Raw genomic sequence first — 25,644 nt, 5'->3', positions numbered from 1 at the left:
ATTGCTAAAACCATTATATCCCACAGGAAACTAATTTCCAGAAACCATATAAAATAAAATTACCAAATATGGCAATATTTTTATTTCAGCCATCCACGGCGGCGGAAGTACCAGAACGGGGCGATGGCGCTGGTAATCATCAGCACGATGGCGAACGGGTAGCCCAGCTGCCATTCCAGCTCCGGCAGCCACTTGAAGTTCATGCCGTAGATCGAAGCGATCAGGGTCGGCGGCAGGAAGGCCACGCTGGCCACCGAGAAGATCTTGATGATCTTGTTCTGGTTGATGTTGATGAAGCCGACCGTGGCGTCCATCAGGAAGTTGATCTTGTCGAACAGGAAGGACGTGTGGCCGTCCAGCGATTCGATGTCGCGCAGAATCTGGCGCGCTTCCTCGAACTGTTCCGAATTGAGCAAACGCCCGCGCATCAAAAAGCTGACCGCGCGCCGCGTATCCATCATGTTGCGGCGGATGCGGCCGTTCAAGTCTTCCTCGTGGGCGATGGCGTTCAGCGCGGCGGCCGCGTCCTGGTCGGTGAACTCTTCCTGCAGCACCCGGCCGCTGACTTCTTCCAGGTTCTGGTAGATGCCTTCGAGCGCGTCGGCCGAATACTCGGCGTCGGTCGCGTACAGGTCCAGCAGCACGTCCATGTAGTCGGCGATCGAGCCGGGCCGCGAGCGGGCGCGCATGCGCACCAGGCGGAACACCGGCAGATCGTCGGTGTGCACCGAGAACAGCATCTTGCGCGCCAAAATAAACGCCACCGTGACGATGCGCGACGGGCCGTCCTCTTCTTCCAGCAAGAAGTCGGTGCGCAGGTGCAGGTCGCCGTTTTCCGCTTCGTAGTAGCGGGCCGACGCTTCGATGTCCTTGACCTCGTCCTCGCCCGGCAAGGTGACGCCGTAGATGGCCTTGACCCATGCGCGTTCGTCGTCCGTCGGGTCGGTCAGATCGACCCAGACCGGCTCGACCTGTTCCAGATCGCCGCGACTGTCGATGGGCACTTGGTTGAGCCGGCCATTCTGGAGAACGAAAACATTAATCATGGGTACGCGAGCCTTCTGGAAACAGCGCAAGTGTACCCGCAAAGCCCCTGCCGAGGCCAGCCTGCCATGCGGTTTTTCAGCCTAGCGGGTCGCTTTTTCTATCATTTTGTCGGTGGCCGACTGCGGGGCGGCGTCGGCCGGGTCCGGCTTGGCTACTTTGGGCGCTTCGATGCCGCGCGTGTCGATGGCCTTGACCACCTTGCCGTCCGGGCAGGCAACGTCCGACAGCACCGTCTTGCCATCGATGACGCACTTGCGCAGCACGCCGGCCGGCGCCGCCGGCACGGCCACGGCCGAAGCCGAAGCCGATGAAGCAGCCGCAGCACTCGCAGGCGCCGGCTTGCCAGTCAGCTTGGACAGCCCTTCGGTGAAGAAGTTGCGCTCATGGCGGGCCGACATCAGGAAAGCCATCGCTATCGCCGCCAACGAAGCCATGATGATGGCCACCTGTATCAATCCGAGTCCACGCTGCTTGCTTAACATCGCTGCCTCCTAGGGTAGTTCAGCCGATCCCATGCGGCGCAGGATCACGCCGGTGCGCCGCGCCAGATAGCCCGAGTCGCGGTGCTTGTCGAAGAAACGCGGATTGGGCAGCATCACCGCCAGCTTGGCGGCCTGGGCCGCGCCCAGGTTGGCCGCGCTGATGCCATAGTAATGCCGCGCCGCCGCCTCGGCGCCGAAAGTGCCGGTGCCGAACTCCACCACGTTCAGGTAGATCTCGAAGATGCGCTCCTTGTCCATCAAGGTTTCCAGCATGTAGGTGATGACCAGCTCCTGCCCCTTGCGCACATAGCTGCGCGAGCCGGACAGGAACAGATTCTTGGCCAGCTGCTGGGTGATGGTCGAGCCGCCGGACACCACCTTGTGTTTCTTGTTGTTCTTCTCGTAGGCCTTTTGCAGCGCCTCCCAGTCGACGCCCTCGTGCTCGGAGAAATTGGCGTCCTCGGAAGCGATGATGGCGCGCTTGAGGTTGTTCGAGATGCGGCTGTACGGCACCCACATCTGCTGGATATTGGCGTTGGGATTCTTCTCGCGCAGCGCCGACTGCTGTTCGCGCATGAAGCTGGTCATCGACGGATTATGGTCGACCCACCACCAGATCTGCAGGAAGAAATACAGCTGCACGGCCAGAACCAGCAGCAGCGGCACGATGAAGATCCACTTCACCCAGCGCCATTTACCCGCCTTGGCCGCGCTCATAGTTGGTCCCGCAGCGATTGCAGCACATCGGCGGTGGCCGGCTGCACGCCGCGCCACAGGCTGAAGGCTTCGGCGGCCTGCTCGACCAGCATGCCCAGGCCGTCACGCAAGCGTGCGCCGTGCTGGCCGGCGAACTGCAAGAATACGGTGGGGGAGGCTGCGTACATCATGTCGTAAGCAAGCGCGCCGGGCGCGAATACCGACGCTGGCACCGGCGGCAACTCGGCGCTCAGGCTGGCCGAGGTGGCGTTGATGACGAGGTCGAACGCGCCGTCGAGGTCGGCATAGCCGCAGGCCGACACCACGCCCTCGCCGCCCAGCGCGGCGAACTGCTCCACCAGCGCCTCGGCCGTCGCCACGGTGCGGTTGGCGATGACCAGCTGCGCCGGACGATGTTCCAGTATCGGCAGCACCACGCCACGCGCCGCGCCGCCCGCGCCCAGCAGCAGCACGCGCTGGCCGATGATCTGCACGCCGGCATTGTTGACGATGTCCGCCACCAGCCCGGCGCCGTCGGTGTTGTCGCCGACGATGCCGTCTTCGGTGAAGTGCAAGGTGTTGACGGCGCCGGCCGCGCGCGCGCGGATGGTCAGCGCCTGCGCCACTTTCACCGCATCCAGCTTGAACGGCACGGTGACGTTGGCGCCTTTGCCGCCCTCGGCGATGAAGGCGTGCACGGCGGCGGCGAAGCCGTCCACCGGCGCCTGCCGTTTTTCATACGTCAATTCCTGCCCGGTCTGCGCCGCGAACGCGGCGTGTATCTCGGGTGATTTGCTATGGGCAATCGGATTGCCGAATACGCAGTAGCGGTCCATCAACGTCCTCCGCCGCTCAAGTCGGCTTGTAATTTGTCTTCGCGGGTGAATTTGAAAGTCGTGACGATCACCCACAGATCGTCGCGGTCGCTCGACAGCATGTTCGGCGGGAACTTGCCGAACGGCGCGGCCCGGCGCACGATGTGCATGGCCGCCTCGTCCAGCGCCGGATTGCCGGAGCTGCGGTCGACCTTGATGCCGCCATCCTTCTCGTAGATCGTGCCGTCCTGGAACACCGGGATCGACAGCACCAGCTGGCCGTACAGCTTGCGGCCATTGGTCTGCGGGAAGTTCAGCGTACCGATGTCTTCGATGCGCTTCTGGATCGATTTATAGTACATCGCATAGCCCACGCCACGCGTGCTCGGCGTGATGAAGGTTTTCTTCGGACGCTTGTTCTGGTCCTCGATGGTTTCGCTGATCTCGGCGGCGCGGCGGGCGATGGCCTTGCTGGCGTCCAGCAGGTCGGCGCCGGTCGGCAGCGGATCGGGCTTGCTCTTTTCCGTCACCGGCGGCGCGGTCACGGGGATCTGTTTGGCTGCTTGCGTCAGCAGGTTCTTTTGCTGCTCTTCCAGCTCGGCGATGCGGCGCTTGGCGGCCTTGATGCTGTCGCCGGTTTCCATCTTGCGCATGTCCGGCAGCGGCGATTTGGAACGGCCCTTGTCGACCGTGCCGCCGCCGTCCAGATTGGCCTGGGCCAGCGCGTCGGCCTTCAGCGGCGCCTTGCTGTGCTTGGCGTTCACCAGTATCACTTCCAGCCCCGGATCGGTGGGTTTCACCGGCGCCGGCCTCGGCGCGACAAAGTGCACCGCAAGCAAGGCGCCATGCGCCATCAGCGAGAGGCCGATGGCGAAGTACAGCAAGCGATTTTCTTTGAAAGACTTCACGCGAGGCCGGGGTAGAAAAGATAGGGCTGATTTTACGTCAAAGCAAGCGCGGGGCTGCGGCTTTTATTCTGCCGCCGGCTCCTCGGCGGCCGCCTCGACCGCCACTTCCGGCGCATCCACCGCTTCTTCCGGCGCGTCGCTGACTTCCTCTTCCTCGTAGTCCAGCTCGGCATCGGCGGCCACCGTATCGGTGGTCGGGATTTCCAGGATGCGGGCTTCGATGGTCAGGTCGACCTCGTCCCAGCGCAGGATGTCCAGCTTGACCTGGGCGCCGCGCGCCACCTGCGGCATGCCCGGCAGACGGATAATCAGCGGAATATCGACCAGGCGCAGCACCTCGTCCTTCAGCACCACGGCCTCGACCTGGCGCGCCTCCTGCTGGCCCAGCCAGCGCAGGCACCAGTAGCGTTCCATGTTGGACTGGTGGTCGCCGTAGGCGGCGTAGGCGGCGTCGAACTGCGAGACGATCGCGAACAGGCCGGCGTCCTTGTGCTTGAAGTAAGCCACCAGCGGCGCGGTCACGCCGTGCTCGGCGCAGGCCAGGATCTGCCACTGGTTGACCAGGTCGGTATAGCGGCGCAGCGGCGAAGTGCTCCACGCGTACTGGTCCACGCCCAGGCCCTGGTGCGGCGCCGCATGGGTCAGCATGCGCACCTGCATCTTGGCGGCCCAGCCGCCCACGCCCTGGCCCTGGCTGCGGTAAATGCCCGGCACGCCATGGTCGTGCATCAGCTTGCCCCAGGTGCTGTTGGCGAAGATCATCAGCTCGGCGACGATCTTGTCCAGCGGCGCACCGCGCTTGCGGCGGCTGACGGTGACGACGTCGTCTTCGACGTAGAAGTTGAAGTCGACGCGGTTGTTCTGTTCCGGCTTCAGGCCGAAGCCTTCGCGCTTGACCATGCGCGCCGCTTCCAGCACTTGCGCCCATTGCCAGATCAGGCCCAGCGATTCCTTGTGCGGGTAGTCGCCCTCGCCGCTGGCCAGGGTTTCCTCGTTGACCAGGTCGTCGAGGTCGTTGTGGCGCAGGTTGTTCGCGATCGGCACCATTTCGGCGCGGGTCTCGGTGGCGATCACCGACCAGTCGGCCGGGTTCAGCGTGGCGTACAGCGACAGCGCCGGGCAGGTCTTGCCTTCGGCCAGCGTGAACGCTTCGACGATGGAATCCGGCAGCATGGTGATCTTATCGCCAGGCATGTAGACGGTGGACATGCGCGCGCGCGCCATCTTGTCGACCGCGTCGTCCGGCTTGATGCCCAGGCCCGGCGCGGCGATGTGGATGCCGATCTTGACGTTGCCGTCGTCCAGCCTGGTGACCGAGAAGGCGTCGTCGATCTCGGTGGTGGTGACGTCGTCGATCGAGAACGCTTGCACGTTGGCCAGCGGCAGGTCGGTCGGCGGCACCGGCACGGCGACTTCCGGGAAACCGGCGCCGCGCGGGAAATTCTCGAACAGGAACTTGGCCATGTGCAGCGCCTTCGGCGACGCCACGCCGCCGGCCGCCAGCATCAGGCGCTGCGGATTGGTGTGCAGTTCGTTGCAGGCCGCTTCCAGCGCCTTGTATTCGATGGCGTTCTTGTCCGGCTTGAACAGCAGCTGCATGACGATGTTCTGCATCGAGGCCGGCAGCTTGTTGGCCTTCAGCTCTTCGACATACCCGGCCTGGATCAGCGCCTGCTGTTTCTTTTTCTCGATGCCGGCCTGGGCGGCGCGCAGCGATTGCTCGGGCGCGGCCTTGTAGCGGCCACGGCCTTTCTTGTAGAAGTAGATCGGCGCCGAATGCAGGCTCAGGATCAGGCCGGCGGCTTCGGCCGGCAGCGGCGCGTGGCCGAAGTATTCCGCGCCCAGTTCGGCGAAACCGAATTCCTCTTCGCCCGCCACTTCCCACAGGAAGTCGAGGTCGATGTCGGCCGCGACCGCCTTGGCCTGTTCCATCAAATCCGTCGGCGACGGCTTCTCGTACTGCAGCAGCACGTCCTTGATCTTGACCTTGGTGCGCTTGCCGCTGGCCATTTCAACCTGATAGGCCTCGCCGGCTTGCGTCATCATGGTGCCGACCTTGAAATCGCCGGATTCTTCGAAAAATAGATTCATTGCTAGCTTCTGTTCGTTGTTATTAGTTTCAATTCCAGCACGGAAGGCAGAAACACTTCCGTCACCAGCAGGGTACCCTGACGGCGCCTGTATAAACAGCGCCGTGCATATAATATGAGTTCTTGCGGACCATCCAGCCCCAACGCCTTGCGCGCGCGCTGCGCCAGGGGATGCCCTTCCCGCAATCTTGCAAATTCCAAAACACCGCGCCGCACCTGCGGGTCGCCGAACAGCGTCGTGCCCAGCGAGCGCTCGCCCAGTGCGCTGAACAGGGGCCAGTCGGTGGCCGTGGCCGACATCGGCACCACCGTGTGCGCGAACACCACAGGCGTATTATCACACCGCAGCAGCACTTCCCTCTCCCAGACGCGGCCGGGGCGATGCATGCCGATCGCGGCCGCCTCGTCCGTCAGGCAGCGCGCGGTGGTCTGATGCAGGCACTGCACGCGGAAGGCATCGCTGTGCGCCTTCAGCTTGGCGGTCAGCGAACCGTCGGCGGTCAGCCACTGGCGGTAGGCCGGCGGCGCGTTCAAGGCCAGCACGTGCGGCTGCCACTGCGTCTGCCGCAGCGAAGCGCCTCGCGTAGAAACCGTCACTGCCGTGCCTCGATACCGCAAAACTCCAACACAGACTCCACATAGTCGGGGAACTCGGAAATGCCATGGTCGCTGCCTTCGATCACATGCTGGCGCGCGCCAGCATAGTGCGCCACCATGTCGCGATAGTCCAGCACTTCGTCGCCGGTGGCGGCGATCAGGAAGTAGCGCTCCGGGCGCGTGACGGGGTTGACGGCCAGCGCGCGCAGCTCTTCTATATAGTCGCGCTTGAACTCGAAGGGTTCGTCGGAGTGGAATTGCGTGGTCACGCCGACGTGCTTGTCCAGATCCTTGAGCGGCACGATGGCCGGGTTCAGCAACACGGCGCGGCAGCCGATGCGCTCGGCCAGCCAGGTGGCGTAGTAGCCGCCCAGCGAGGAACCGACGATGGTCAGCTCGCCGGCGGGAATGCCGTCTATTAAAGAGAGCGCCAATTCCATCGCCAGTTTCGGCGAGGCCGGCAGCTGCGGGCAGATGAACTGTTCCGACAGGCCCAGCGCCGCCATGCGTTCCGCCATCACGCGCGCCTTCATCGATTTCGGCGATGAACGGAATCCGTGCAGATAAAGAATCATCGCGCCAGCGCTTCCAGGATCTTGTTGTGTACGCCGCCGAAGCCGCCGTTGCTCATCACCAGGATCTGGTCGCCCGGCTGCGCGGCCTTGACGATGGCGGCCACCAGCACGTCGATGTCTTCATAGGCGCTGGCGATCTGGCCCAGCGGCGCCAATGCGTCGCCCAGACTCCAGCCCAGCGCCTGCTGGCTGCCGAAGCCGAACACCAGGTCGGCGTCGGACAGGCTGCCCGGCAGCGCATCCTTCATCGCGCCCAGCTTCATGGTGTTGGAGCGCGGCTCCAGCACGGCCAGGATGCGGCTTTGTTTGCCCACCTTCTGGCGCAGGCCGCCGACGGTGGTGGCGATGGCGGTCGGGTGGTGGGCGAAATCGTCATAAACAGTAATACCGTTTACCACGCCGCGCACTTCCATGCGGCGCTTGACGTTTTCGAAGCTGGCCAGCGACTTGGCCGCCTGCGCCACCGGCACGCCGACGTGGCGGGCGGCGGCGATCGCGGCCAGCGCGTTGGCGCGGTTGTGCTTGCCGGTCAGGCTCCATGCCACGTGGCCGGCGACTTCGCCGCCGAAGATCACGTCGAAGCTGCCGTCATCGTATTCCTTCATCGCCCAATCGGCGCCTTTGCTGCCGCCGAAGCTTTCCTTCTCGCTCCAGCAGCCGCGCTTGAGCACGCGCTGCAGCGCGGCCTCGTCGGCGTTGAACACGACCCGGCCGATGCCGGGCACCGTGCGCACGAGATGGTGGAATTGGGTTTCGATGGCGCCCAGATCGGGGAAGATGTCGGCGTGATCGTATTCCAGGTTGTTCAGGATCGCGGTCTTGGCGTGGTAGTGCACGAACTTGCTGCGCTTGTCGAAGAAGGCGGTGTCGTACTCGTCGGCTTCGATGACGAAGAAGATAGAATCCTTATCACCTTGCATGCGGGCCGAGACGCCGAAGTTCATCGGCACGCCGCCGATCAGGAAGCCGGGCGCGTAGCCGGCGTCTTCCAGTATCCAGGTCAGCATGGCCGAGGTGGTGGTCTTGCCGTGCGTGCCGGCCACGGCCAGCACCCATTTGTCTTTTAATATGTGGTCGCCTATCCACTGCGGGCCGGACACGTAAGGCAGGCCGCGGTTCATGATCTCTTCGATCAGCGGATTGCCGCGCGAGACGACGTTGCCGATCACGTACAGGTTGGGATTGAGCTGCACCTGCTCCGGGCCGAAGCCCTGGATCAGCTCGATGCCCTGGGCTTCCAGCTGGGTGCTCATCGGCGGATAAACATTGGCATCGCAGCCAGTCACGCGGTGGCCCGCTTCTTTTGCCAGGACAGCCAGGCCGCCCATGAAGGTGCCGCAAATACCGAGAATATGAATGTGCATAGTGATCAAGACGACGATTGAATACGGGATTTTACCCGACCCGCCGCCCTTTTCCCGGTTCAGAGTATTATCTGGTCCATGACGCCGAATGTTATCGAAGAAGTCCTGCTGCTGCGTGCGGAGATCGCCGCGGCCGCCGCACGCCTGATCGCCCAGGATGGCCACGACTACAACACCGCCAAGCGCAAGGCCGCCAAACAGATACTCGGCGACACCCAGCCGCCGCTGAACCTGCTGCCGGATAACGCCCAGATCGAGGCGGAAGTGCGCATCTACCAGTCGCTGTTCCATGCCGACACCCAGCCCGCGCGCCTGTTCCGGCTGCGCACGCTGGCGGTCGACATCATGGATGGCCTGGCCGCCTTCCACCCCTATCTGACCGGCGCCGTATTAAATGGCACGGCCGGCCTGCACGACGATATCCACCTGCAGCTGTTCGCCGACAGCGCCAAGGAGGTGGAAATCTTCCTGCTGAACCGCAATTTACAAATCGACATTTCCGAAACGCCCCACTTCAAGGGTCCGCGCTACGGCTCGGTCGAAACGGTCAGCTTCATGTGGCACAAGGAAGGCGTGCACGCCGCCTTGTATGAGCTGGACGACCTGCGCGGCGCCGTCAAGACCCGTGGCGACGGCAAATTGATGCGCGCCGATATCGCCGCCGTGCGCGCCCTACTAGTTAACAGTACCCAAGATAGCACCCAAGAAAACTCCAACCCGAATCCACCATGAATCAAAAACACCTCGCAGCCTATGTTGTTGTCGCTTTGCTATTCGGCGCCTCCGGCGCCTATGTCGGCCTGAATAAAAAAGCAGCCGCGCCGCCGATCACCACCGCCCAGCCGGCCGGCGTCACCGGTCCCGTCGACGGCTTATATAAGCTGACGCTGCCGGACGCCAAGGGCGTCGCCCAAGCCTTGGGCCAGTACAAAGGCAAGGCTACGCTGGTCAATTTCTGGGCGCCGTGGTGCGGTCCGTGCGTGCAGGAGATGCCGGAGCTGTCGGCGCTGGCCGCCGGAGAAGAGGGTAAGAAGCTGCAAGTTATCGGAATTGGTATAGATTCGGCAACAAATATCGCCGAATTTAACGACAAGTTCAAAATCACCTATCCAGTCTTCGTCGCCGGCATGGCCGGCACCGAGCTTTCCCGCAGCTTCGGCAATGCCGCCGGCGGGCTTCCCTACACGGTGCTGATCGGCGCCGACGGTCAGGTCAAGAAGACCTATCTGGGCCGTTTGAAGTTTGACGAGCTGCGCAAGGATCTGGCAACTCTGTAAATAGTTTTACAAGTTTTTTTCTCTTGCCAATGCCGACGGTTGGCGGCAAAATGCGGAACTTTCGCGGAAAACGGTCCTGAACCCATGGCAAAAAACCTCCTCCTGCTCAACGGTCCCAACCTGAATTTACTGGGAAGCCGCGAGCCAGAGGTCTACGGCGCTAGCACTTTGGCCGACATCGAACACGCTGCCCAGGCACAAGCCCAGGCGGCGGGCGCGAGCTTGTCCTGCTTTCAGAGCAACCACGAAGGGGCGCTGATCGACCGCATCCATGCCGCCAGAGCGCAAGGCGTGGACGCCATCGTCATCAACCCGGGCGGCCTGACCCACACCAGCGTGGCCTTGCGCGACGCCCTGGCTGGGGTGGCGATACCGTTTGTTGAAGTGCATATTTCGAATATTTACCAGCGCGAGTCGTTTCGCCACCACTCATTTCTTAGCGCGATCGCTATAGGTACTATTTGCGGACTGGGTATCGAAGGATATCGGTTTGCCATCGACTTCGTTCTTAAAAAGCGATAATCTACGCGATCTGCGCGCAATTCCGCGCGGCTCCGCTCAAAAAGCGCTGCCGCTCACACTTACATAACAAAGACATTCCTGGGGGTTACATGGATTTACGCAAGCTGAAGACCTTGATTGATTTGGTCGCAGAATCGGACATCGCCGAGCTCGAAGTGACCGAAGGCGAGAGCAAAGTACGCATCGTCAAGTCGTCCGCCATGCCGCAAAACCAAATGGTGATGATGCAGCCGCAAGGCATGCCGCAATACCACGCAGCTCCGGCGCCAGTTGCCGCCGCCCCGGGCGCCGTGGCCGCCGCCCCCGTTGTCGCCGCCGAGCCGACCGGCCACGTGGTCAAGTCGCCGATGGTTGGCACCTTCTACCGTTCGTCCGCGCCAGGTTCGCCAGCGTTTGTCGAAGTGGGCGCCACCGTCAAGGAAGGCGATACCCTGTGCATCATCGAAGCGATGAAGCTGCTGAACGAAATCGACGCCGACAAGTCCGGCACGATCACCCAGATTCTGGTCGAGAACGGCCAGCCGGTCGAATTCGGCCAACCGCTGTTTGTGATAGGCTAAGACCGGCCTGCGCCCTCCCCATCGGTGACGGGCGCGCCGGCTTGGTCCGCATTCCCTCCTCTACCTGACGTTACCGGCCCGCCGGTGCTCACAGACATACGCGAACCTATCATGTTTGAAAAAATCCTCATCGCCAACCGTGGCGAAATTGCCCTCCGTATCCAGCGCGCTTGCCGCGAACTGGGCATCAAGACGGTTGTGGTCCACTCGGAAGCAGACAAAGACGCCAAATACGTGAAGTTGGCGGATGAATCGGTGTGCATCGGTCCTGCGCCGTCGACGCTCAGCTACCTGAACATGCCGGCCATCATCAGCGCCGCCGAAGTGACGGACGCGGAAGCGATCCACCCGGGCTACGGCTTCCTGTCGGAAAACGCCGACTTCGCCGAACGCGTGGAAAAATCCGGCTTCGTCTTCATCGGCCCCCGCTCCGAATCGATCCGCCTGATGGGCGACAAGGTCTCGGCCAAGCAAACCATGATCAAGGCAGGCGTACCGTGCGTGCCGGGTTCGGACGGCGCGTTGCCGGACGATCCAAAGGCTATTGTGCAAATTGCGCGCAAAGTCGGCTACCCGGTCATCATCAAGGCGGCCGGCGGCGGCGGTGGCCGCGGCATGCGCGTGGTGCATACCGAAGCGGCACTGATCAACGCCGTGGCGATGACCAAGACCGAAGCGGGCACCGCCTTCGGCAATCCGGAAGTCTATATGGAGAAGTACCTGGAAAATCCGCGTCACGTGGAAATCCAGATCCTCGCCGATGAACACAAAAACGCCGTCTGGCTGGGCGAACGCGACTGCTCGATGCAGCGCCGCCACCAGAAGGTCATCGAAGAAGCACCGGCGCCGGGCATCCCGCGCAAGCTGATCGAAAAGATCGGCGACCGCTGCGCCGAAGCCTGCCGCAAGATCGGCTACCGTGGCGCCGGCACCTTCGAGTTCCTGTATGAGAACGGCGAGTTCTACTTCATCGAAATGAACACCCGCGTGCAGGTCGAACACCCTGTGACCGAAATGATCACCGGCATCGACATCGTGCAGGAACAGATCCGCATCGCCGCCGGCGAGAAGCTGCGCTTCCGCCAGCGCGACGTGATGCTCTCCGGCCACGCCGTCGAGTGCCGCATCAACGCCGAAGACCCGTTCAAGTTCACGCCGTCGCCAGGCCGCATCACGTCCTGGCACGTGCCGGGCGGCCCGGGCGTGCGCGTCGACTCGCACGCTTATGCGGGGTATTATGTACCGCCGCACTACGATTCGATGATCGGCAAGGTGATCGCTTACGGCGCCACCCGCGAACAGGCGATCCGCCGCATGCAGATCGCGCTGTCGGAAATGGTGGTCGAGGGCATCCAGACCAACATCCCGCTGCACCGCGAGCTGATGGTCGACGCCCGCTTCATCGAAGGCGGCACCAACATCCATTACCTGGAACAAAAGCTGGCAGACATGCCAGACCTGCATAAACTGAGTTTGAGTAACAAGGCGCCACAATAATGAGCTGGACTGAAATCGTCATCGAAATCGCCCGCGACCACGCGGAAGCACTGTCGGAAGCCCTGATGGACGTGGGCGCGCTGTCGGTGTCCGTGGAAGACGCGGACGAAGGCACGGACGCGGAAAAACCGCTGTTCGGCGAGCCGGGCATGGAACCGACCGAAGCGGCATGGGATCACAGCCGCGTGGTCGCCCTGACCGACGAAGATGACGACCAGGCCGTGATCGTCGCGGCCGCCGCCGGCCAGATCGGCCTGACGACGCTGCCGAAGTTCACCACCCGCAAGGTGGAGGAGCAGGACTGGGTGCGCTTGACCCAGTCGCAGTTCGCGCCCATCCACATCGGCAAGAACATCTGGGTCGTGCCGAGCTGGCACGAAGCGCCGGACGCCAACGGCCTGATCCTGGAACTGGATCCGGGCCTGGCCTTCGGTACCGGCTCGCACCCGACCACCCGTCTGTGCATGGAGTGGCTGGAAGCGAATCCGGCACCGGGCAAAACCGTGCTCGACTACGGTTGCGGCTCCGGCATCCTGGCCATGGTGGCCAAGAAGGTTGGCGCGGGCGAAGTGGTCGGCGTGGACATCGATCCGCAGGCGATCGAATCGGCGGCCGACAATGCCCAGCGCAACAAGTGCGAGATCGAGTACTTCCTGCCGGACACCTTCGCGCAATCGAAGCATGCCACGCAGCGTTTCGACATCGTCGTCGCCAACATCCTGTCCAGCCCGCTCAAACTGATGGCCCCTATGCTGTCGGGCCGCGTGGCCGACGGCGGTGCGCTGATCCTGTCCGGCGTGCTGGCGCGCCAGGCCGAGGAAGTGGCGGCAGCCTATGCCCCGTTCATCAAGCTGGGCGTATGGGCCGAGCAAGACGGCTGGGTGGCCCTGCACGGCCGCCTCGGCAGCGACGTGGTTCCAGCGGCGCGCTAACCACAGCAATGGCGCTCGCCACAAAATGCCCCCACTGCAACACGATATTTCGGGTCGCCCATGACCAGTTGAAATTACGTGGGGGCATAGTGCGCTGTGGCTCCTGTAATGAAGTTTTTGACGGCAACGCGGCCCTGCTTGAGCCGCTCGCCGCGCCGGCAACGGCGCCTGCACCAGTCCAACTCCCCTCTCCGCTGCCCGAACCGGTCGCCTTCGATGAGAAGATGGCCGCGCTGGATACCCGCGCCGCCGAAGCGCTGAGCAGCGACGAAGCCGAACCCATCTACACGCTGGAGCTCGATACCGCGCTGGACGCGGCCGACACCGCTGAAGCTGCCGAAGCCGCAGAGGCCATCGAGGCTGCCGCTGCGCCCGCTGCCGAAGCCGCTGCGCCGCCGGACGCCGAGCCGGCCGACACCATCGCGCTGCCTACCGAGGCGGCCAGCCTGCCGCCGGCGGTGGAAGAAGCGCTGGACCTCGATCTGAACGTGGAGGCCGAGCCCGAGCCTGCGCAGCCCGAACCGGCCATAGAAGCCGCCATCGAGCCCGAGCCGGCCATTGAGCCAACCGTCGAACCAAGCGCCGAGTCCGCCATCGACACGGAATGGACCGACGACGAACCGCTCGAAAACGCGCTCAGCATCGAAGCCATGTCGGACGAAGAACTGGAGGCGGCGCTGGCTGCCGAACTGGCCGTCCTGGAACAAGACAGCACCGAACCGGCCGCCGACACCGCCCCGGCGCCCGACGCCTTCACCTCCGTCCTGCCCGCCGAACGCCTTGAGCCGACACTGGACGAACCGGCGCCCGCCGACACCACCGCCGTGCCGACCGAAGCCGCGCGCTTCAACGAGCTGGAAGAGGTCGACGAAGAAGCGCTGGTGCAGCTGTCGACCGCCGGCCTGGCCGAGGCGCAATCCGCGCGCGCCCACGCCCCCCCGCAGGCCGACGCGGCCGACACCGACGCCGGCAGCAGCACCGACACCGACAGCCCCGACACCGAAGCCGAAGAGCCCGGCTTCATCAAGCGCGAACGGCGCCGCCAGAAGTACGGCAAGGCCGCGACCATCGCCATGAGCCTGGGCTCGCTGCTGCTGCTGACGACGCTGGCGGCCCAGGGCCTGACCACCTTCCGCAACCAGATCGCCGCCGCGCTGCCGCCGCTCAAGCCGGCGCTGACGGCCGCCTGCAACGCGCTCGGCTGCAAGATCGAACTGCCGGCCCAGATCGACGACCTCAGCATCGAACAGGGCGAGCTGCAAACCCTGAGCGACACCAGCTTCTCCTTCACCACCCAGCTGCGCAACCAGAGTGCCACCGCGCAAGCCTGGCCGCACATCGAACTGGTGCTGGACGACGCCAACGACAAGGCCGTGCTGCGCCGCGTGTTCACGCCGCGCGAGTACCTGGGCGCCGATGTCGCGCTGGACAAAGGCTTCGCCCCGCACACCGAACAATCTGTCAAACTGTACTTTGAACTGAACCAGCTGAAAGCATCCGGCTATCACATCGCAGTCTTCTATCCATAAAGACCACACCATGACCCAGACCTCCCTGATTTGCGGCTCGATCGCAATTGACACCATCCTGCAATTCCCCGGCCGCTTCGACAGCCTGCTGCTGGCCGACCAGCTGCACAAGGTGAACGTATCCTTCCTGGCGCCGACCATGCGCACCGAGTTCGGCGGCTGCGCGCCCAACATCGCCTACAATCTGCAACTGCTGGGCGGCCATCCGCGCATCGTCGGCGTCATGGGCCAGGACAACGCCGCTTACATGGAGCGATTCCGCAAGCTCGGCCTGTCCACCGACAACATCCTGATCAAGCCGGAAGCCTACAACGCCCAGTGCTTCGTCACCGCCGACGAAGACAACAACCAGATCAACGCCTTCCACCCGGGCGCCATGTCCTACGCGCACGAGAACGAAGTCGCCAAGGCCGGCCCTGCCGCCATCGCCATCATCTCGCCGGACGGCCACCTGGGCATGAAGAAGCACGCCGCCGACCTGGCCAAGCTGCAGATCCCGTTCATCTTCGACCCGGGCCAGCAGCTGCCGATGTTCAACGGCGACGAGCTGATCGAGTTCATCGACAAAGCCACCTACGTCACCACCAACGACTACGAAATCGAACTGCTGATGGACCGCACCGGCCTGACCGTGCCGGAAATCGCCAGCCGCCTGACAGCGCTGATCATTACGCGCGGCGAAAACGGCTCGGAGATCCACACCGGCGGCCAGCGCATCGAGATCCCGGCGGTGCCGGTGGCCGAGGCGGTGGACCCGACCGGTTGCGGCGACGCCTACCGCGCCGGCCTGCTGTTCGGCATCACCAACGGCTGGACGTGGGAAAACACCGGCCGCCTGGCCAGCCTGCTGGGCGCGATCAAGATCGCCAGCAAGGGCGCGCAAAACCACAAGCCGACCGCTGCCGAGATCGCCGACCGCTTCGAAGCCGCCTTCGGCTACCGCTACTGATCAGCTCGCACTAAGCAAAAGCCCCCATCAGCCTGAGTGCACTCAGGCTGATGGGGGCTTTTTTTCGTCCGCGGCGGTTTAGCGTCCGCTAAACAGCATGCCCAGCACCAGCAGCGCGATCTGCAACACGATCAGCGCCACCAGCAGCGACAGGTCCAGGTTGCCGACCAGCGGCACCACGCGGCGGATGGGCCGCAGCAGCGGCTCGTTGAGCGCGCGCACGAACGGCGCAAGCGGCGCATGCGGGTTCACCCAGCTGAAGATCGCCTCGATCACCAGCAAGGCCATGAAGCCGTACAAAATCCACTGCAGAAAACGCTGTAAGGCCATCAGCAGCACCAGCGGCGTGGTCCAGCCGGCCAGGTACATCACCGAGGTGGCCAGCAGCACGATCAGGAACGCACCGATCAGGCTGGCCCAGTCATAGCCGCCCACACCGGGCACGATGCGGCGCAGCGGGCGCACCAGCCAGTCCGACAGCTGGAACGTAAATTGGGCCACCGATGCCGGTGGGCGGACGCGGATCGCCTGCATCCAGAAACGCAACAGCAAAGCCCCGCCCAGCAAGGTGGCGATGGCGTCGACAATCAACACGAGAATACTAAGCACGAGTTCCCTCCAAAAAAAAGCCGCTGTGTGATTGTCTCACACAGCGGCCCATTGCCTCAGCAGGCATCCAAGCTATTTAATTAGCTAGGACGGGTGCTGGTTGGGAACGGCCATGCTGCGGCCGGTGCCAACACGGTTTTTGCTGCAGGAGCGGCGGCCGGAGCTGGAGCGGCTGGCTTGGCGACAGCTTCCTTCTTCGGTGCAGCAGCCTTTTTCGGGGCAGCTTTTTTCACAGCTGGCTTGGCAGCAGGAGCGGCGGCTGCCACTACTGGTGCGGCCGAAGCAGCGGCTGGAGCGGCGGCCGGTTTAGCGGCGACCTTCTTGGCGACTGGCTTCTTGGCAACCGGCTTAGCGGCTGCCTTAACTGGCTTTTTTGCTGCTGGCTTAGCCGCTGCCTTTGCAGCCGGTTTGGCTGCTGCTTTTACCGCTGGTTTTTTGGCGACAGCTTTTTTGGCTGCTGGCTTGGCTGCTGCTTTAGCGGCTGGCTTGGCTGCCGGTTTGGCGGCGACCTTTTTAGCTGCTGGCTTGGCGGCTACTTTTTTCGCTGCTGGTTTGGCGGCGGCTTTTTTAGCTGCTGGCTTGGCGGCTGCTTTAGCGACGACTTTTTTAGCTGCTGGTTTAGCGGCTACTTTTTTCGCTGCTGGCTTGGCTGCTGCTTTTTTAGCTACTGGTTTAGCGACAGCTTTTTTAGCTGCTGGCTTGGCTGCTGCCTTGGCGACGACTTTTTTAGCTGCTGGTTTAGCGGCTACTTTTTTCGCTGCTGGCTTGGCTACGGCTTTTTTCGCTGCTGGCTTGGCTGCTGGTTTAGCGACAGCTTTTTTAGCGACTGGCTTGGCAGCGGCTTTTTTCACTGCTGGCTTGGCTGCTGCTTTTGCTGCTGGCTTGGCGGCTGGTTTAGCGGCGGCTTTTTTAGCGACTGGCTTGGCAGCTGCTTTTTTCACGGCTGGTTTAGCGGCTGGTTTCGCTGCTGGTTTAGCGGCAGCTTTCACTGCTGGCTTGGCGGCGGCTTTCGCTGCGACAGGCTTTTTCGCTGGGGCGGCGGCTTTAGCGGCCGGTTTCTTTGCTGCTGGTTTCTTTGCGGCTGTTGCCATTTTTAGTTCTCCTTCATCGGGGATGGGAAAAATTCATTACAAGATTTAAACCCGTCCGGCCCGGAATTAGGCCAGGCGAATTATTCATCGGCGCAAACGAACAACGGTTTGCGCTAATGAATTCGGCACCAGCTGAACTGCTGCAACCCCTCACGAGTGCAGCACTTCAGCCATCGACCTGCGCGCCGACCGTGGCCGGTCCGGCGTTCAGGTACAAATCTTGTTGCGACGTTTTGCGGGTGGTCGGGCGTGTACTCAGCTCCATGGACCTACGTCGCAGCCATTCACGGTTTTCGTTTTCAAACAAAAAACCGCCCAGCCCGAACCTAATCAGGCAAGACGGTTGAACAAAAACGGAGTGGTCTTGTGCATATCTGTGTGAATCTGTATCCCGTATCGCGATCATTTCTGCGGCGTGTGCGACGTCAAATTTATGCACACTTCAAAACACGCATTTTCAATCTCGTAAAGTACACGAAAACCTTGTCGGTGCGCAACCAGCACGATAGATATTCATGCGCTTTTTTTCGCGTTAAGCTCGTCAACTCACATACGCACGCCGATTCGGCATGCCCGCTTGCGTCGTCGCGCTGCGATGTGCGCGCTCAATCGAGTTCGAAAAAACGTTCGCGGCGTCGCGCGAAAAAAGTGCGCTTGAAAGCGCGCCTTGTGCCGTCTGGGTTTCTGCGATGCCGTCATCGCCGGCGGAAAAATCCGCGCCGCCCACTTCCGAATTCGAGAGCGCTTGCGCATCGCTTGCGCGCCGCTGCTACTCACTGTTTTAAATTCGTCGCGATTATGAGACAGAGTGCGGCGAATGGCAAGCAGAATACTGCGGTGCGCGTCAGCGCTGATGCGCTGCGATGCGGATCGCAGCGGTGCGTGTGCATCGCGCGCGCAAACAGCGAGCGTGTCGTCGCGTGATGCGGCGCGTTCCGCGTCGCCGTTTTTGCGGCGGCGTCCGCGCGGCCGCGACGCGCTTCGTCAGCGCACGCAGTGCGCGCGACGAGCCGCAGCAGACTGGCGCTGCTGCGCTTCGCGTCGATGAAGTCGGCCAGTGTGCGCGGTGTGTTTACGCTATGAGTTAGCGGCGGACAGTCGCTGTCGCGCTATGAGCCGCGCGGCGCAGACAGCAAAGTTAAGGAGTAAGATCTTAATCATTAAGGAGGCATATGCTCGTTGGGAGGCAATATGTTTGACTTTATGATGGCGACCGCACCAGAGATCTGCGCCGAACTCGGACGCCGTTTGCGCGCGCGGCGCTTGATGCAGGGATGGTCGCAAGTGGAGCTGGCCGAACGCGCAGGACTCTCCGCCGGCACGATCAAGAATCTGGAATCCAAGGGACAGGCCTCGCTGATGTCCTTCATCCAGATCATCGCAGCGCTTGGATTGGCGGACGATCTGGGCGAACTGTTCCGCCTCAAGATCGTGTCGATCGCCGCCATGGAAAAAGCGGAGCGGGCAAACCGCAAGCGCGCTCCGCGCAGAGCAGTCAAATGAGACTGCTGAACGTCATCTTCAACGGCTGGGGCGAACATTGGCTGCTCGGCGTCCTGGCCGACAACGGCAGGGACATCCTGTTTGAGTATGCGCCGGAAGCGCTACGACGCGGCATGGAACTGTCGCCACGCCATCTGCCACTGCGCACGGAAGGGTTCAGCGGCTTTCCGCCGCATCAGCAACGGCTCCCCGGTCTGGTGGCCGATTCGCTTCCCGATGGCTGGGGTATGCTGCTAATGGATAAACTGTTTCGCAAACAGGGACGGACACAGAGCGGCATCTCGCCGCTCGACAGGCTGGCGTTCGTCGGCGACCGCGGCATGGGTGCGCTCAGCTATGAACCACCCGATCCGCTACAGCTATCACCGGAGGACCTGCGCCTGCTTGACCTGGCGAGAGCGGCGCAAACGCTTTTGCAGGGCAAGGACAGCGCCATCCTCAAGCAACTGGTCCTGCTGGGAGGATCGCCACACGGCTCCCGGCCCAAGGTACTGGTGCGCTTCGATCCAGCCAGCGGCCAAGTCAGCACGCTGGACGATGCTGCCGGCGGCGAGCCGTGGCTGGTCAAGTTCCCCGCGCAGAACGAGCATAAGGAAGTCTGCGCGGTCGAACATGTGTATGCCGAACTGGCGCGGAACTGTGGGCTGGAGATGCCGGTGACACGCCATTTCGATCTGGACCGGCGGCTGGCCGCCTTCGGCGCCCGGCGCTTCGACCGCGAAGATGAGATGCGCGTGCCGGTCCACACGCTAGCCGCCCTGCTGCATGTCGACTTCCGCCTGCCATCGGTCGACTACAGCACCTTCCTGCGCGCCACGCGTTTGATGACCGGCGATCAGCGGCAGGTCGACGCCGCATTCCAGCGCTGCGTCTTCAATGTGCTGTTCAATAACCGGGACGACCACGCCAAGAATGTCTCATACCGGATGAACCGCGACTGGCACTGGCAGCTATCGCCATGCTATGACCTGAGCTTCAATCCCGGCCCTGGAGGCGAACATCAGATGGCGATCATGGGAGAGAGCCGCGCGCCCGGCCTGGCGGACCTGCTACAGCTGGCGGCGGATACCGGCGTCACAAAACGGTACGCACGCGGCGTCATCGACGCGATGGCGGCGCAGACCGGTCTTTGGGCCGCTCTGGCCCACAGCGCCCCTATCCGGGCCGCCACGGTCAAAGCCATCGGCCGCGCAATCCACGCCAATCGCGACCGCCTGAAATGAAAAAAGCCTGGCAACCGCCAGGCTTTTTGCGTTGGTACGCTACCGATTAATCCCAGTTCAGCGCGCCGCCGGTCTGGTATTCGATGACGCGCGTCTCGAAGAAGTTACGCTCTTTCTTCAGGTCGATCATCTCGCTCATCCATGGGAACGGGTTCTCTTCCTGGTCGAACAGCGTCTCCAGGCCGATCTGCGTGGCGCGGCGGTTGGCGATGAAGCGCAGGTAGCCCTTGAACATGGTGGCGTTCAGACCCAGCACGCCGCGCGGCATGGTGTCTTCGGCGTAGGCGTATTCCAGGTCCACGGCCTTCAGGAACAGCTGCTTGATCTCTTCCTTGAAGGCTGGAGTCCACAGCAGCGGATTTTCCATCTTGATCGTGTTGATCAGATCGATGCCGAAGTTGCAATGCATCGATTCGTCGCGCAGGATGTACTGATACTGCTCGGCGGCGCCCATCATCTTGTTCTGGCGGCCCAGCGCCAGGATCTGGGTGAAGCCGACGTAGAAGAACAGGCCTTCCATCAGGCAGGCGAACACGATCAGGGACTTCAGCAGCTGCTGGTCGCTGTGCACGGTGCCGGTGGTGAAGGCCGGGTCGGTCAGGGTGTTGATGAACGGGATCAGGAACTCGTCCTTGTCACGGATCGACTTGACTTCGTTGTAGGCGTTGAAGATCTCGCCCTCGTCCAGACCCAGCGACTCGACGATGTACTGGTAGGCGTGGGTGTGGATCGCCTCTTCGAAGGCCTGGCGCAGCAGGTACTGGCGGCATTCCGGGGCGGTGATGTGGCGATAGGTGCCCAGCACGATGTTGTTGGCGGCCAGCGAGTCGGCGGTGACGAAGAAGCCCAGGTTGCGCTTGACCAGACGACGCTCGTCTTCGGTCAGGCCGTTCGGGTTCTTCCACAGCTCGATATCGCGCTGCATGTTCACTTCCTGCGGCATCCAGTGGTTGGCGCAGCCGGCCAGGTATTTGTCCCATGCCCACTTATACTTGAACGGCACCAGCTGGTTGACGTCGGTTTTGCCGTTGATGATGCGCTTGTCGTCGGCATTGACGCGGCGCGCGACTTGCTCGGCATTGGCTTCGCCGGTGGCCAGTGCGGCTTGATTGACAGCTTGCGGTGCGGCCGATGCGGCCTCTTCGTCCCAGGACAGCGACATGATGGTTTTCCTTCTGAAATCTATCTGTATATATTAGTACCTCCGTCATTCCCGCGAAAGCGGGAATCCATACTCAGCATGGATCCCCGCTTTCGCGGGGACGACGGTCGGCGGTTATGGTGTTACTGGCAGGCTTCGCATTCCTCGAAACCGTCGTCGCCAGGACGCAGGTAGCAGGCGGCGCCGTCTTCCTCGGCAGCGGCCACCGGAGCCACCGCTGCCGGCGTAGCCGCAGCGATCGCGCTGGCCGACATGCCGCCATCCACCGCCACCGCGTTCAGCGCGCCGGTCTTGGAGGTCGACTTCTCCGTATGGGTAGCGGAGGTGGTGCGCAGGTAGTAGGTGGTTTTCAGGCCACGCAGCCATGCCAGCTTGTACGTCTCGTCCAGCTTCTTGCCCGATGCGCCAGCCATGTAGATGTTCAGCGACTGCGCCTGGTCGATCCACTTCTGGCGGCGGGATGCTGCTTCCACCAGCCAGGTCGGCGACACTTCGAACGCGGTTGCATAAATGTCACGCAGGTCTTGCGGGATGCGGTCGATCTTGGCCAGCGAGCCGTCGAAGTACTTCAGGTCGGAGATCATCACTTCATCCCACAGGTCGCGCGCCTTCAGGTCGCGCACCAGGTAGGAGTTAATCTCGGTGAACTCGCCCGACAGGTTGGACTTCACGTACAGGTTCTGGAAGGTCGGTTCGATGCAAGCCGACACGCCAATGATATTCGAAATGGTCGCGGTTGGAGCGATCGCCACGCAGTTCGAGTTACGCATGCCGAACTTCTTGATGCGGTCGCGCACCGGAGTCCAGTCCATGGCAGCCGAGGTATCCTGCTCCAGGTAGCCGCCGCGTTCGTCGGCCAGCAGCTTGATCGAGTCCTGCGGCAGGATGCCGCGATCCCACAGCGAGCCTTTGTACGACTGATAGTGGCCGCGTTCTTCAGCCAGTTCGGTCGAAGCCAGGTAGGCGTAGTAGCACACCGCTTCCATCGAAGTGTCGGCGAAGGACACGGCTTCGTTCGACGAGAACGGAATGCGCATCATGTGCAGGCAGTCCTGGAAGCCCATCACGCCCAGGCCCACCGGACGGTGACGCATATTGGCGTTGCGCGCTTTGTCGACGGCGTAGTAATTGATGTCGATCACATTGTCCAGCATGCGCATGGCGGTGCGGATGGTCTTTTTCAGCTTGACGTGATCCAGCTTGCCCTCTTTCATATGGGCTGGCATGTTGACCGAACCCAGGTTGCAGACGGCGATTTCGTCAGGGCCGGTGTTCAGCGTGATCTCGGTGCACAGGTTCGAGCTGTGGACCATGCCGACGTGCGACTGTGGCGAACGGATGTTGCATGGGTCTTTGAACGTGATCCATGGGTGGCCGGTTTCGAACAGCATCGACAGCATCTTGCGCCACAGGTCCAGCGCGGCGATCTTCTTGAACACGCGGATTTCGCCGGCGGCGGCCTTGGCTTCGTAGCCCAGGTAGGCTTTTTCGAAAGCCTTGCCGACCAGGTCGTGCAGGTCAGGGGTGTCGGATGGCGAGAACAGGGTCCACTCGCCTTTTTCCATCACGCGCTTCATGAACATGTCCGGGATCCAGTTGGCGGTGTTCATGTCGTGGGTGCGGCGGCGGTCGTCGCCGGTGTTTTTACGCAGGTCCAGGAACTCTTCGATGTCCATGTGCCAGGTTTCCAGGTAGGCGCAGACCGCGCCCTTGCGCTTGCCGCCCTGGTTGACCGCGACGGCGGTATCGTTGACCACTTTCAGGAACGGCACCACGCCTTGCGATTTGCCGTTGGTGCCCTTGATGTGGGCGCCCAGTGCGCGCACAGGGGTCCAGTCGTTACCCAGGCCGCCGGCGAACTTGGCCAGCAGGGCGTTTTCCTTGATGGCGTCGTAGATGCCTTCCAGGTCGTCCGACACGGTGGTCAGGTAGCACGACGACAGCTGCGAACGCAGGGTGCCCGAGTTGAACAGGGTCGGGGTCGACGACATGAAGTCGAAGGTCGACAGCAGGTTGTAGAACTCGATGGCGCGCGCTTCGCGGTCGCTCTCGTTCAGGGCCAGGCCCATGGCGACGCGCATGTAGAACGCTTGCGGCATCTCGATGCGGACATCGCGCACGTGCAGGAAGTAGCGGTCGTACAGGGTTTGCAGGCCGATGTAGCCGAACTGCAGATCGCGGTCGGCGACCAGCGCCTTGGCCAGGCGGGCCAGGTCGAACTCGGCCAGCTTGGTGTCCAGCAGTTCGTTGGCGATACCCTTGGCGATGTATTGCGGGAAGTAGGTCACGTATTCGGCGGCGGCGGCGGCTTGCGCGACTTCCTTGCCGAAGACTTCTTTACGGATCGTGTGCAGCAGGATGCGGGCCGTCACTTGCGAGTAGGCCGGATCTTTTTCCATCAGCGCGCGGGCGGCCAGGATGGCGGATTTGTGCAGTTCTTCGACCGGTACGCCGTCGTACAGGTTCTTCAGCGTTTCAGCCAGGATGGCGTCGGCGTCGACGTGCTTTTCCAGGCCGATGCAGGCGGCGTTAATCAGGCCGGTGACGCGGTCCATTTCCAGCGGCTTGCGCTCGCCGTTTTCCAGCACGTGGATTTGCGGTGCTTCGATGGCGGCGGTGGCGCCCTGGGCTTCCTTGGCCAGACGGCGCTCTTCCATGTGCTTGGCGCGATACAGCACGTAGGCGCGGGCGACATCGTGTTCGCCGGAGCGCATCAGCGCCAGTTCAACCTGGTCTTGCACGTCTTCGATATGGAAGGTGCCGCCCGATGGCTGGCGGCGCACCAGCGCGGTGACGACGCTGGCGGTCAGCTGCTCTACCAATTCGCGGATGCGGGCCGAGGCGGCGCCCTGGCCGCCGTTCACGGCCAGGAAGGCCTTGGTGACGGCGATCGCGATTTTCGACGGTTCAAACGCGACGACCGCGCCGTTACGGCGGATGATGCGGTAGTCACCGAGGTCGCTGGCGGCCGTGACCGGGCTGCTGGCGGTGCTCGCAGCGGCTGCTGGTACCAGCGCTGGATTGATGGTGATGTCTTGAGTAGATTGCATTTAAGCTCCCCGATAACAGCGTGCAGTCAGTGCTGCGCGACGTAATGTTGTATAAAAAAAGGCCAAAATGAAGCGACCAGCCAAACCTGCCTGGCTGGTTAAACTGCAATAAAATGGGTAGTGAACTGGCCTTGACGGCTTGCAAATAGTTTAAGAACCAGTGTCATGAGAACTACTATATCTAGTGATTGGTGTGAATCGATACACTGATTGTAGTGGTCAGATAATCGTAAGACAAGTGGAAATTTTGCCGTTTCAGGCAATTTTTCTATTGACTTTGCAGGAGGCCTTTTGCGAAGCGCAATCCGGCGCTAGCGCCCACTAACGCGGGCTCATCCAGTGCCTTTTGATTAAGCAGCGCCTGCCAGCTTTTTCGATAATATTCCCAATCAAACAACGGTCCCGGGTCGGTTTTCCGGCCCGGCGCGATGTGTTCATGGCCCTGTACATCGGTCAGCGGATAGCGCGACTGCAGCGCCAGCGTCAGCACGGCCAGCGCCTGGTACTGCGCCGGCTCGAAGCCGCTGTCGTCGGTGCCTTCCAGCTCCACGCCGAGCGAATAGTCGTTGCACTTTTCGCGTCCGCGAAACACCGACAGACCCGCATGCCAGGCCCTGTCGTTAGCAGAAACATACTGCATCACGCGGCCGTCGCGGCGGATGAAAAAGTGGCTCGACACCTTCAGCCCCCGCAGGTCCGCGAACGAGGGGTCAGTATTATAGTCCAAGCGGCCGGTGAACAGGTCGGACACGTGCGGACCGCCGAATCGGCCGCCCGGCAGGGAGATGTTGTGGACCACCAGCAGCGTGATGTCGGCGGGGTCGGGACGGTCGTCGGCGTGCGGGCTTTCGTAGCGGATCGCCTCGGGCCACCAGCCGTCGGCGCCCAGTGGCGGCGCGCTCACGCCTCCGGCTCCTGGATGTTCAGCTTCTGCATCTGGTAGCGCAGCTGGCGGAAGCTGATGCCCAGCAGATGCGCGGCCTGGGTGCGGTTGAACTGGGTCTGCGCCAGCGCGCGCAGGATGATGTCGCGTTCGATCTGGTTCAGGTAGTCGGGCAGGCTGCTGGGCAGCGCGTCGAGATGGGGCAGCGGCGGCAAGCCGGCGGCGGCGGCGACAACGGCGGCCGGCGAGCCGGCGGTGGCAGCCGGCGCCGGATCGGCCGGCG

At 62.6% G+C, this 25,644-nt stretch carries 25 protein-coding genes; 10 read left to right on the top strand and 15 right to left on the bottom strand.

Going from position 1 to position 25,644, the window contains the following annotated elements; all coding sequences use genetic code 11:
- Nucleotides 1-80: 80 nt before the first annotated feature.
- The 9 genes from corA to mpl all read right to left on the bottom strand — a co-directional run bounded on the left by corA (nt 81) and on the right by mpl (nt 8,574).
- Nucleotides 81-1,046: a magnesium/cobalt transporter CorA gene (gene corA / locus GEV02_RS16335; protein ID WP_152806761.1), complete on the bottom strand. Its 966-nt coding sequence runs from the start codon at nt 1,044-1,046 to the stop codon at nt 81-83.
- An 81-nt stretch (nt 1,047-1,127) separates the two neighbouring features.
- Nucleotides 1,128-1,529 (bottom strand): DUF4124 domain-containing protein, encoded by a 402-nt coding sequence (locus GEV02_RS16330; RefSeq protein WP_152839001.1) that lies wholly within the window; start codon nt 1,527-1,529, stop codon nt 1,128-1,130.
- A 9-nt stretch (nt 1,530-1,538) separates the two neighbouring features.
- Nucleotides 1,539-2,246 carry a monofunctional biosynthetic peptidoglycan transglycosylase gene (mtgA, locus tag GEV02_RS16325; protein WP_152839000.1) on the bottom strand — a complete coding sequence of 236 codons (708 nt, stop codon included), beginning with the start codon at nt 2,244-2,246 and terminating at the stop codon, nt 1,539-1,541.
- Nucleotides 2,243-3,061 (bottom strand): shikimate dehydrogenase, encoded by an 819-nt coding sequence (gene aroE, locus GEV02_RS16320; protein ID WP_152838999.1) that lies wholly within the window; start codon nt 3,059-3,061, stop codon nt 2,243-2,245. Before aroE ends, mtgA begins: the two co-directional genes overlap by 4 nt.
- Nucleotides 3,061-3,894: a TonB family protein gene (locus GEV02_RS16315; protein ID WP_152839233.1), complete on the bottom strand. Its 834-nt coding sequence runs from the start codon at nt 3,892-3,894 to the stop codon at nt 3,061-3,063. Before GEV02_RS16315 ends, aroE begins: the two co-directional genes overlap by 1 nt.
- 117 nt (nt 3,895-4,011) lie before the next feature.
- Nucleotides 4,012-6,039: a ribonuclease catalytic domain-containing protein gene (locus GEV02_RS16310; RefSeq protein ID WP_152838998.1), complete on the bottom strand. Its 2,028-nt coding sequence runs from the start codon at nt 6,037-6,039 to the stop codon at nt 4,012-4,014.
- Nucleotides 6,040-6,041: 2 nt separating this feature from the next.
- On the bottom strand, nt 6,042-6,635 hold the full coding sequence (locus GEV02_RS16305; protein WP_328595832.1) for a chorismate--pyruvate lyase family protein: 594 nt from the start codon (nt 6,633-6,635) through the stop codon (nt 6,042-6,044).
- Nucleotides 6,632-7,210: a YqiA/YcfP family alpha/beta fold hydrolase gene (locus tag GEV02_RS16300; RefSeq protein ID WP_152838997.1), complete on the bottom strand. Its 579-nt coding sequence runs from the start codon at nt 7,208-7,210 to the stop codon at nt 6,632-6,634. Before GEV02_RS16300 ends, GEV02_RS16305 begins: the two co-directional genes overlap by 4 nt.
- Entirely contained in the window at nt 7,207-8,574 is a 1,368-nt protein-coding gene (mpl, locus tag GEV02_RS16295; protein ID WP_152838996.1) for a UDP-N-acetylmuramate:L-alanyl-gamma-D-glutamyl-meso-diaminopimelate ligase, read from the bottom strand. Before mpl ends, GEV02_RS16300 begins: the two co-directional genes overlap by 4 nt.
- Before the next feature lie 78 nt (nt 8,575-8,652).
- On the opposite strand from mpl, the gene GEV02_RS16290 reads away from it, so the two are divergent.
- From GEV02_RS16290 to GEV02_RS16255, 8 genes are all read left to right on the top strand, one after another.
- Nucleotides 8,653-9,306 carry a hypothetical protein gene (locus tag GEV02_RS16290; protein ID WP_152838995.1) on the top strand — a complete coding sequence of 218 codons (654 nt, stop codon included), beginning with the start codon at nt 8,653-8,655 and terminating at the stop codon, nt 9,304-9,306.
- A complete protein-coding gene (locus GEV02_RS16285; RefSeq protein ID WP_152838994.1) occupies nt 9,303-9,851 on the top strand; it encodes a TlpA family protein disulfide reductase in 549 nt (182 codons plus the stop codon). The genes GEV02_RS16290 and GEV02_RS16285 overlap by 4 nt, the downstream gene beginning before the upstream one ends.
- A gap of 84 nt (nt 9,852-9,935) precedes the next feature.
- Entirely contained in the window at nt 9,936-10,373 is a 438-nt protein-coding gene (aroQ, locus tag GEV02_RS16280) for a type II 3-dehydroquinate dehydratase (RefSeq protein WP_152838993.1), read from the top strand.
- 89 nt (nt 10,374-10,462) lie between these two features.
- Nucleotides 10,463-10,933 (top strand): acetyl-CoA carboxylase biotin carboxyl carrier protein, encoded by a 471-nt coding sequence (gene accB, locus GEV02_RS16275; protein ID WP_152838992.1) that lies wholly within the window; start codon nt 10,463-10,465, stop codon nt 10,931-10,933.
- 111 nt (nt 10,934-11,044) lie between these two features.
- Complete coding sequence (gene accC / locus GEV02_RS16270; protein WP_008452097.1) at nt 11,045-12,430, top strand: acetyl-CoA carboxylase biotin carboxylase subunit; 1,386 nt, start codon at nt 11,045-11,047, stop codon at nt 12,428-12,430.
- The gene (gene prmA, locus GEV02_RS16265) at nt 12,430-13,362 is read left to right on the top strand and encodes a 50S ribosomal protein L11 methyltransferase (protein ID WP_152838991.1); all 933 of its coding nucleotides are present in this window, start codon (nt 12,430-12,432) and stop codon (nt 13,360-13,362) included. Before accC ends, prmA begins: the two co-directional genes overlap by 1 nt.
- An 8-nt stretch (nt 13,363-13,370) precedes the next feature.
- Nucleotides 13,371-14,891 carry a DUF3426 domain-containing protein gene (locus GEV02_RS16260; protein WP_152838990.1) on the top strand — a complete coding sequence of 507 codons (1,521 nt, stop codon included), beginning with the start codon at nt 13,371-13,373 and terminating at the stop codon, nt 14,889-14,891.
- 10 nt (nt 14,892-14,901) lie between these two features.
- Complete coding sequence (locus GEV02_RS16255) at nt 14,902-15,840, top strand: carbohydrate kinase family protein (protein WP_152838989.1); 939 nt, start codon at nt 14,902-14,904, stop codon at nt 15,838-15,840.
- A gap of 78 nt (nt 15,841-15,918) precedes the next feature.
- Here GEV02_RS16255 and GEV02_RS16250 read toward each other — a convergent pair whose 3' ends face one another.
- Complete coding sequence (locus GEV02_RS16250) at nt 15,919-16,449, bottom strand: YggT family protein (protein ID WP_328595830.1); 531 nt, start codon at nt 16,447-16,449, stop codon at nt 15,919-15,921.
- Between the two features lie 80 nt (nt 16,450-16,529).
- On the bottom strand, nt 16,530-17,540 hold the full coding sequence (locus GEV02_RS16245) for a transcriptional regulator (RefSeq protein ID WP_152838988.1): 1,011 nt from the start codon (nt 17,538-17,540) through the stop codon (nt 16,530-16,532).
- 1,191 nt (nt 17,541-18,731) lie between these two features.
- Here GEV02_RS16245 and GEV02_RS16240 point away from each other — a divergent pair.
- Nucleotides 18,732-19,043 (top strand): helix-turn-helix domain-containing protein, encoded by a 312-nt coding sequence (locus tag GEV02_RS16240; RefSeq protein WP_152838987.1) that lies wholly within the window; start codon nt 18,732-18,734, stop codon nt 19,041-19,043.
- Nucleotides 19,040-20,266, top strand: coding sequence for a type II toxin-antitoxin system HipA family toxin (locus tag GEV02_RS16235; RefSeq protein ID WP_152838986.1), 1,227 nt, complete (start codon nt 19,040-19,042; stop codon nt 20,264-20,266). Before GEV02_RS16240 ends, GEV02_RS16235 begins: the two co-directional genes overlap by 4 nt.
- Nucleotides 20,267-20,312: 46 nt before the next feature.
- On the opposite strand, the gene GEV02_RS16230 is transcribed toward GEV02_RS16235, so the two are convergent.
- From GEV02_RS16230 to GEV02_RS33290, 4 genes are all read right to left on the bottom strand, one after another.
- On the bottom strand, nt 20,313-21,428 hold the full coding sequence (locus tag GEV02_RS16230; RefSeq protein ID WP_070359809.1) for a ribonucleotide-diphosphate reductase subunit beta: 1,116 nt from the start codon (nt 21,426-21,428) through the stop codon (nt 20,313-20,315).
- 122 nt (nt 21,429-21,550) lie between these two features.
- Entirely contained in the window at nt 21,551-24,478 is a 2,928-nt protein-coding gene (locus GEV02_RS16225; protein WP_152838985.1) for a ribonucleoside-diphosphate reductase subunit alpha, read from the bottom strand.
- A gap of 268 nt (nt 24,479-24,746) precedes the next feature.
- On the bottom strand, nt 24,747-25,382 hold the full coding sequence (gene ampD / locus GEV02_RS16220; RefSeq protein ID WP_328595829.1) for a 1,6-anhydro-N-acetylmuramyl-L-alanine amidase AmpD: 636 nt from the start codon (nt 25,380-25,382) through the stop codon (nt 24,747-24,749).
- On the bottom strand, nt 25,379-25,644 hold a 266-nt coding region (locus tag GEV02_RS33290; protein WP_235922802.1), incomplete at its 5' end, for a helix-turn-helix domain-containing protein. The genes ampD and GEV02_RS33290, both read right to left, overlap by 4 nt.

Source organism: Rugamonas aquatica (assembly GCF_009380215.1).
GTDB classification, from domain to species: Bacteria; Pseudomonadota; Gammaproteobacteria; order Burkholderiales; family Burkholderiaceae_D; genus Rugamonas; species Rugamonas aquatica_B.
This window is presented reverse-complemented; position numbering and strand designations above follow the sequence as displayed.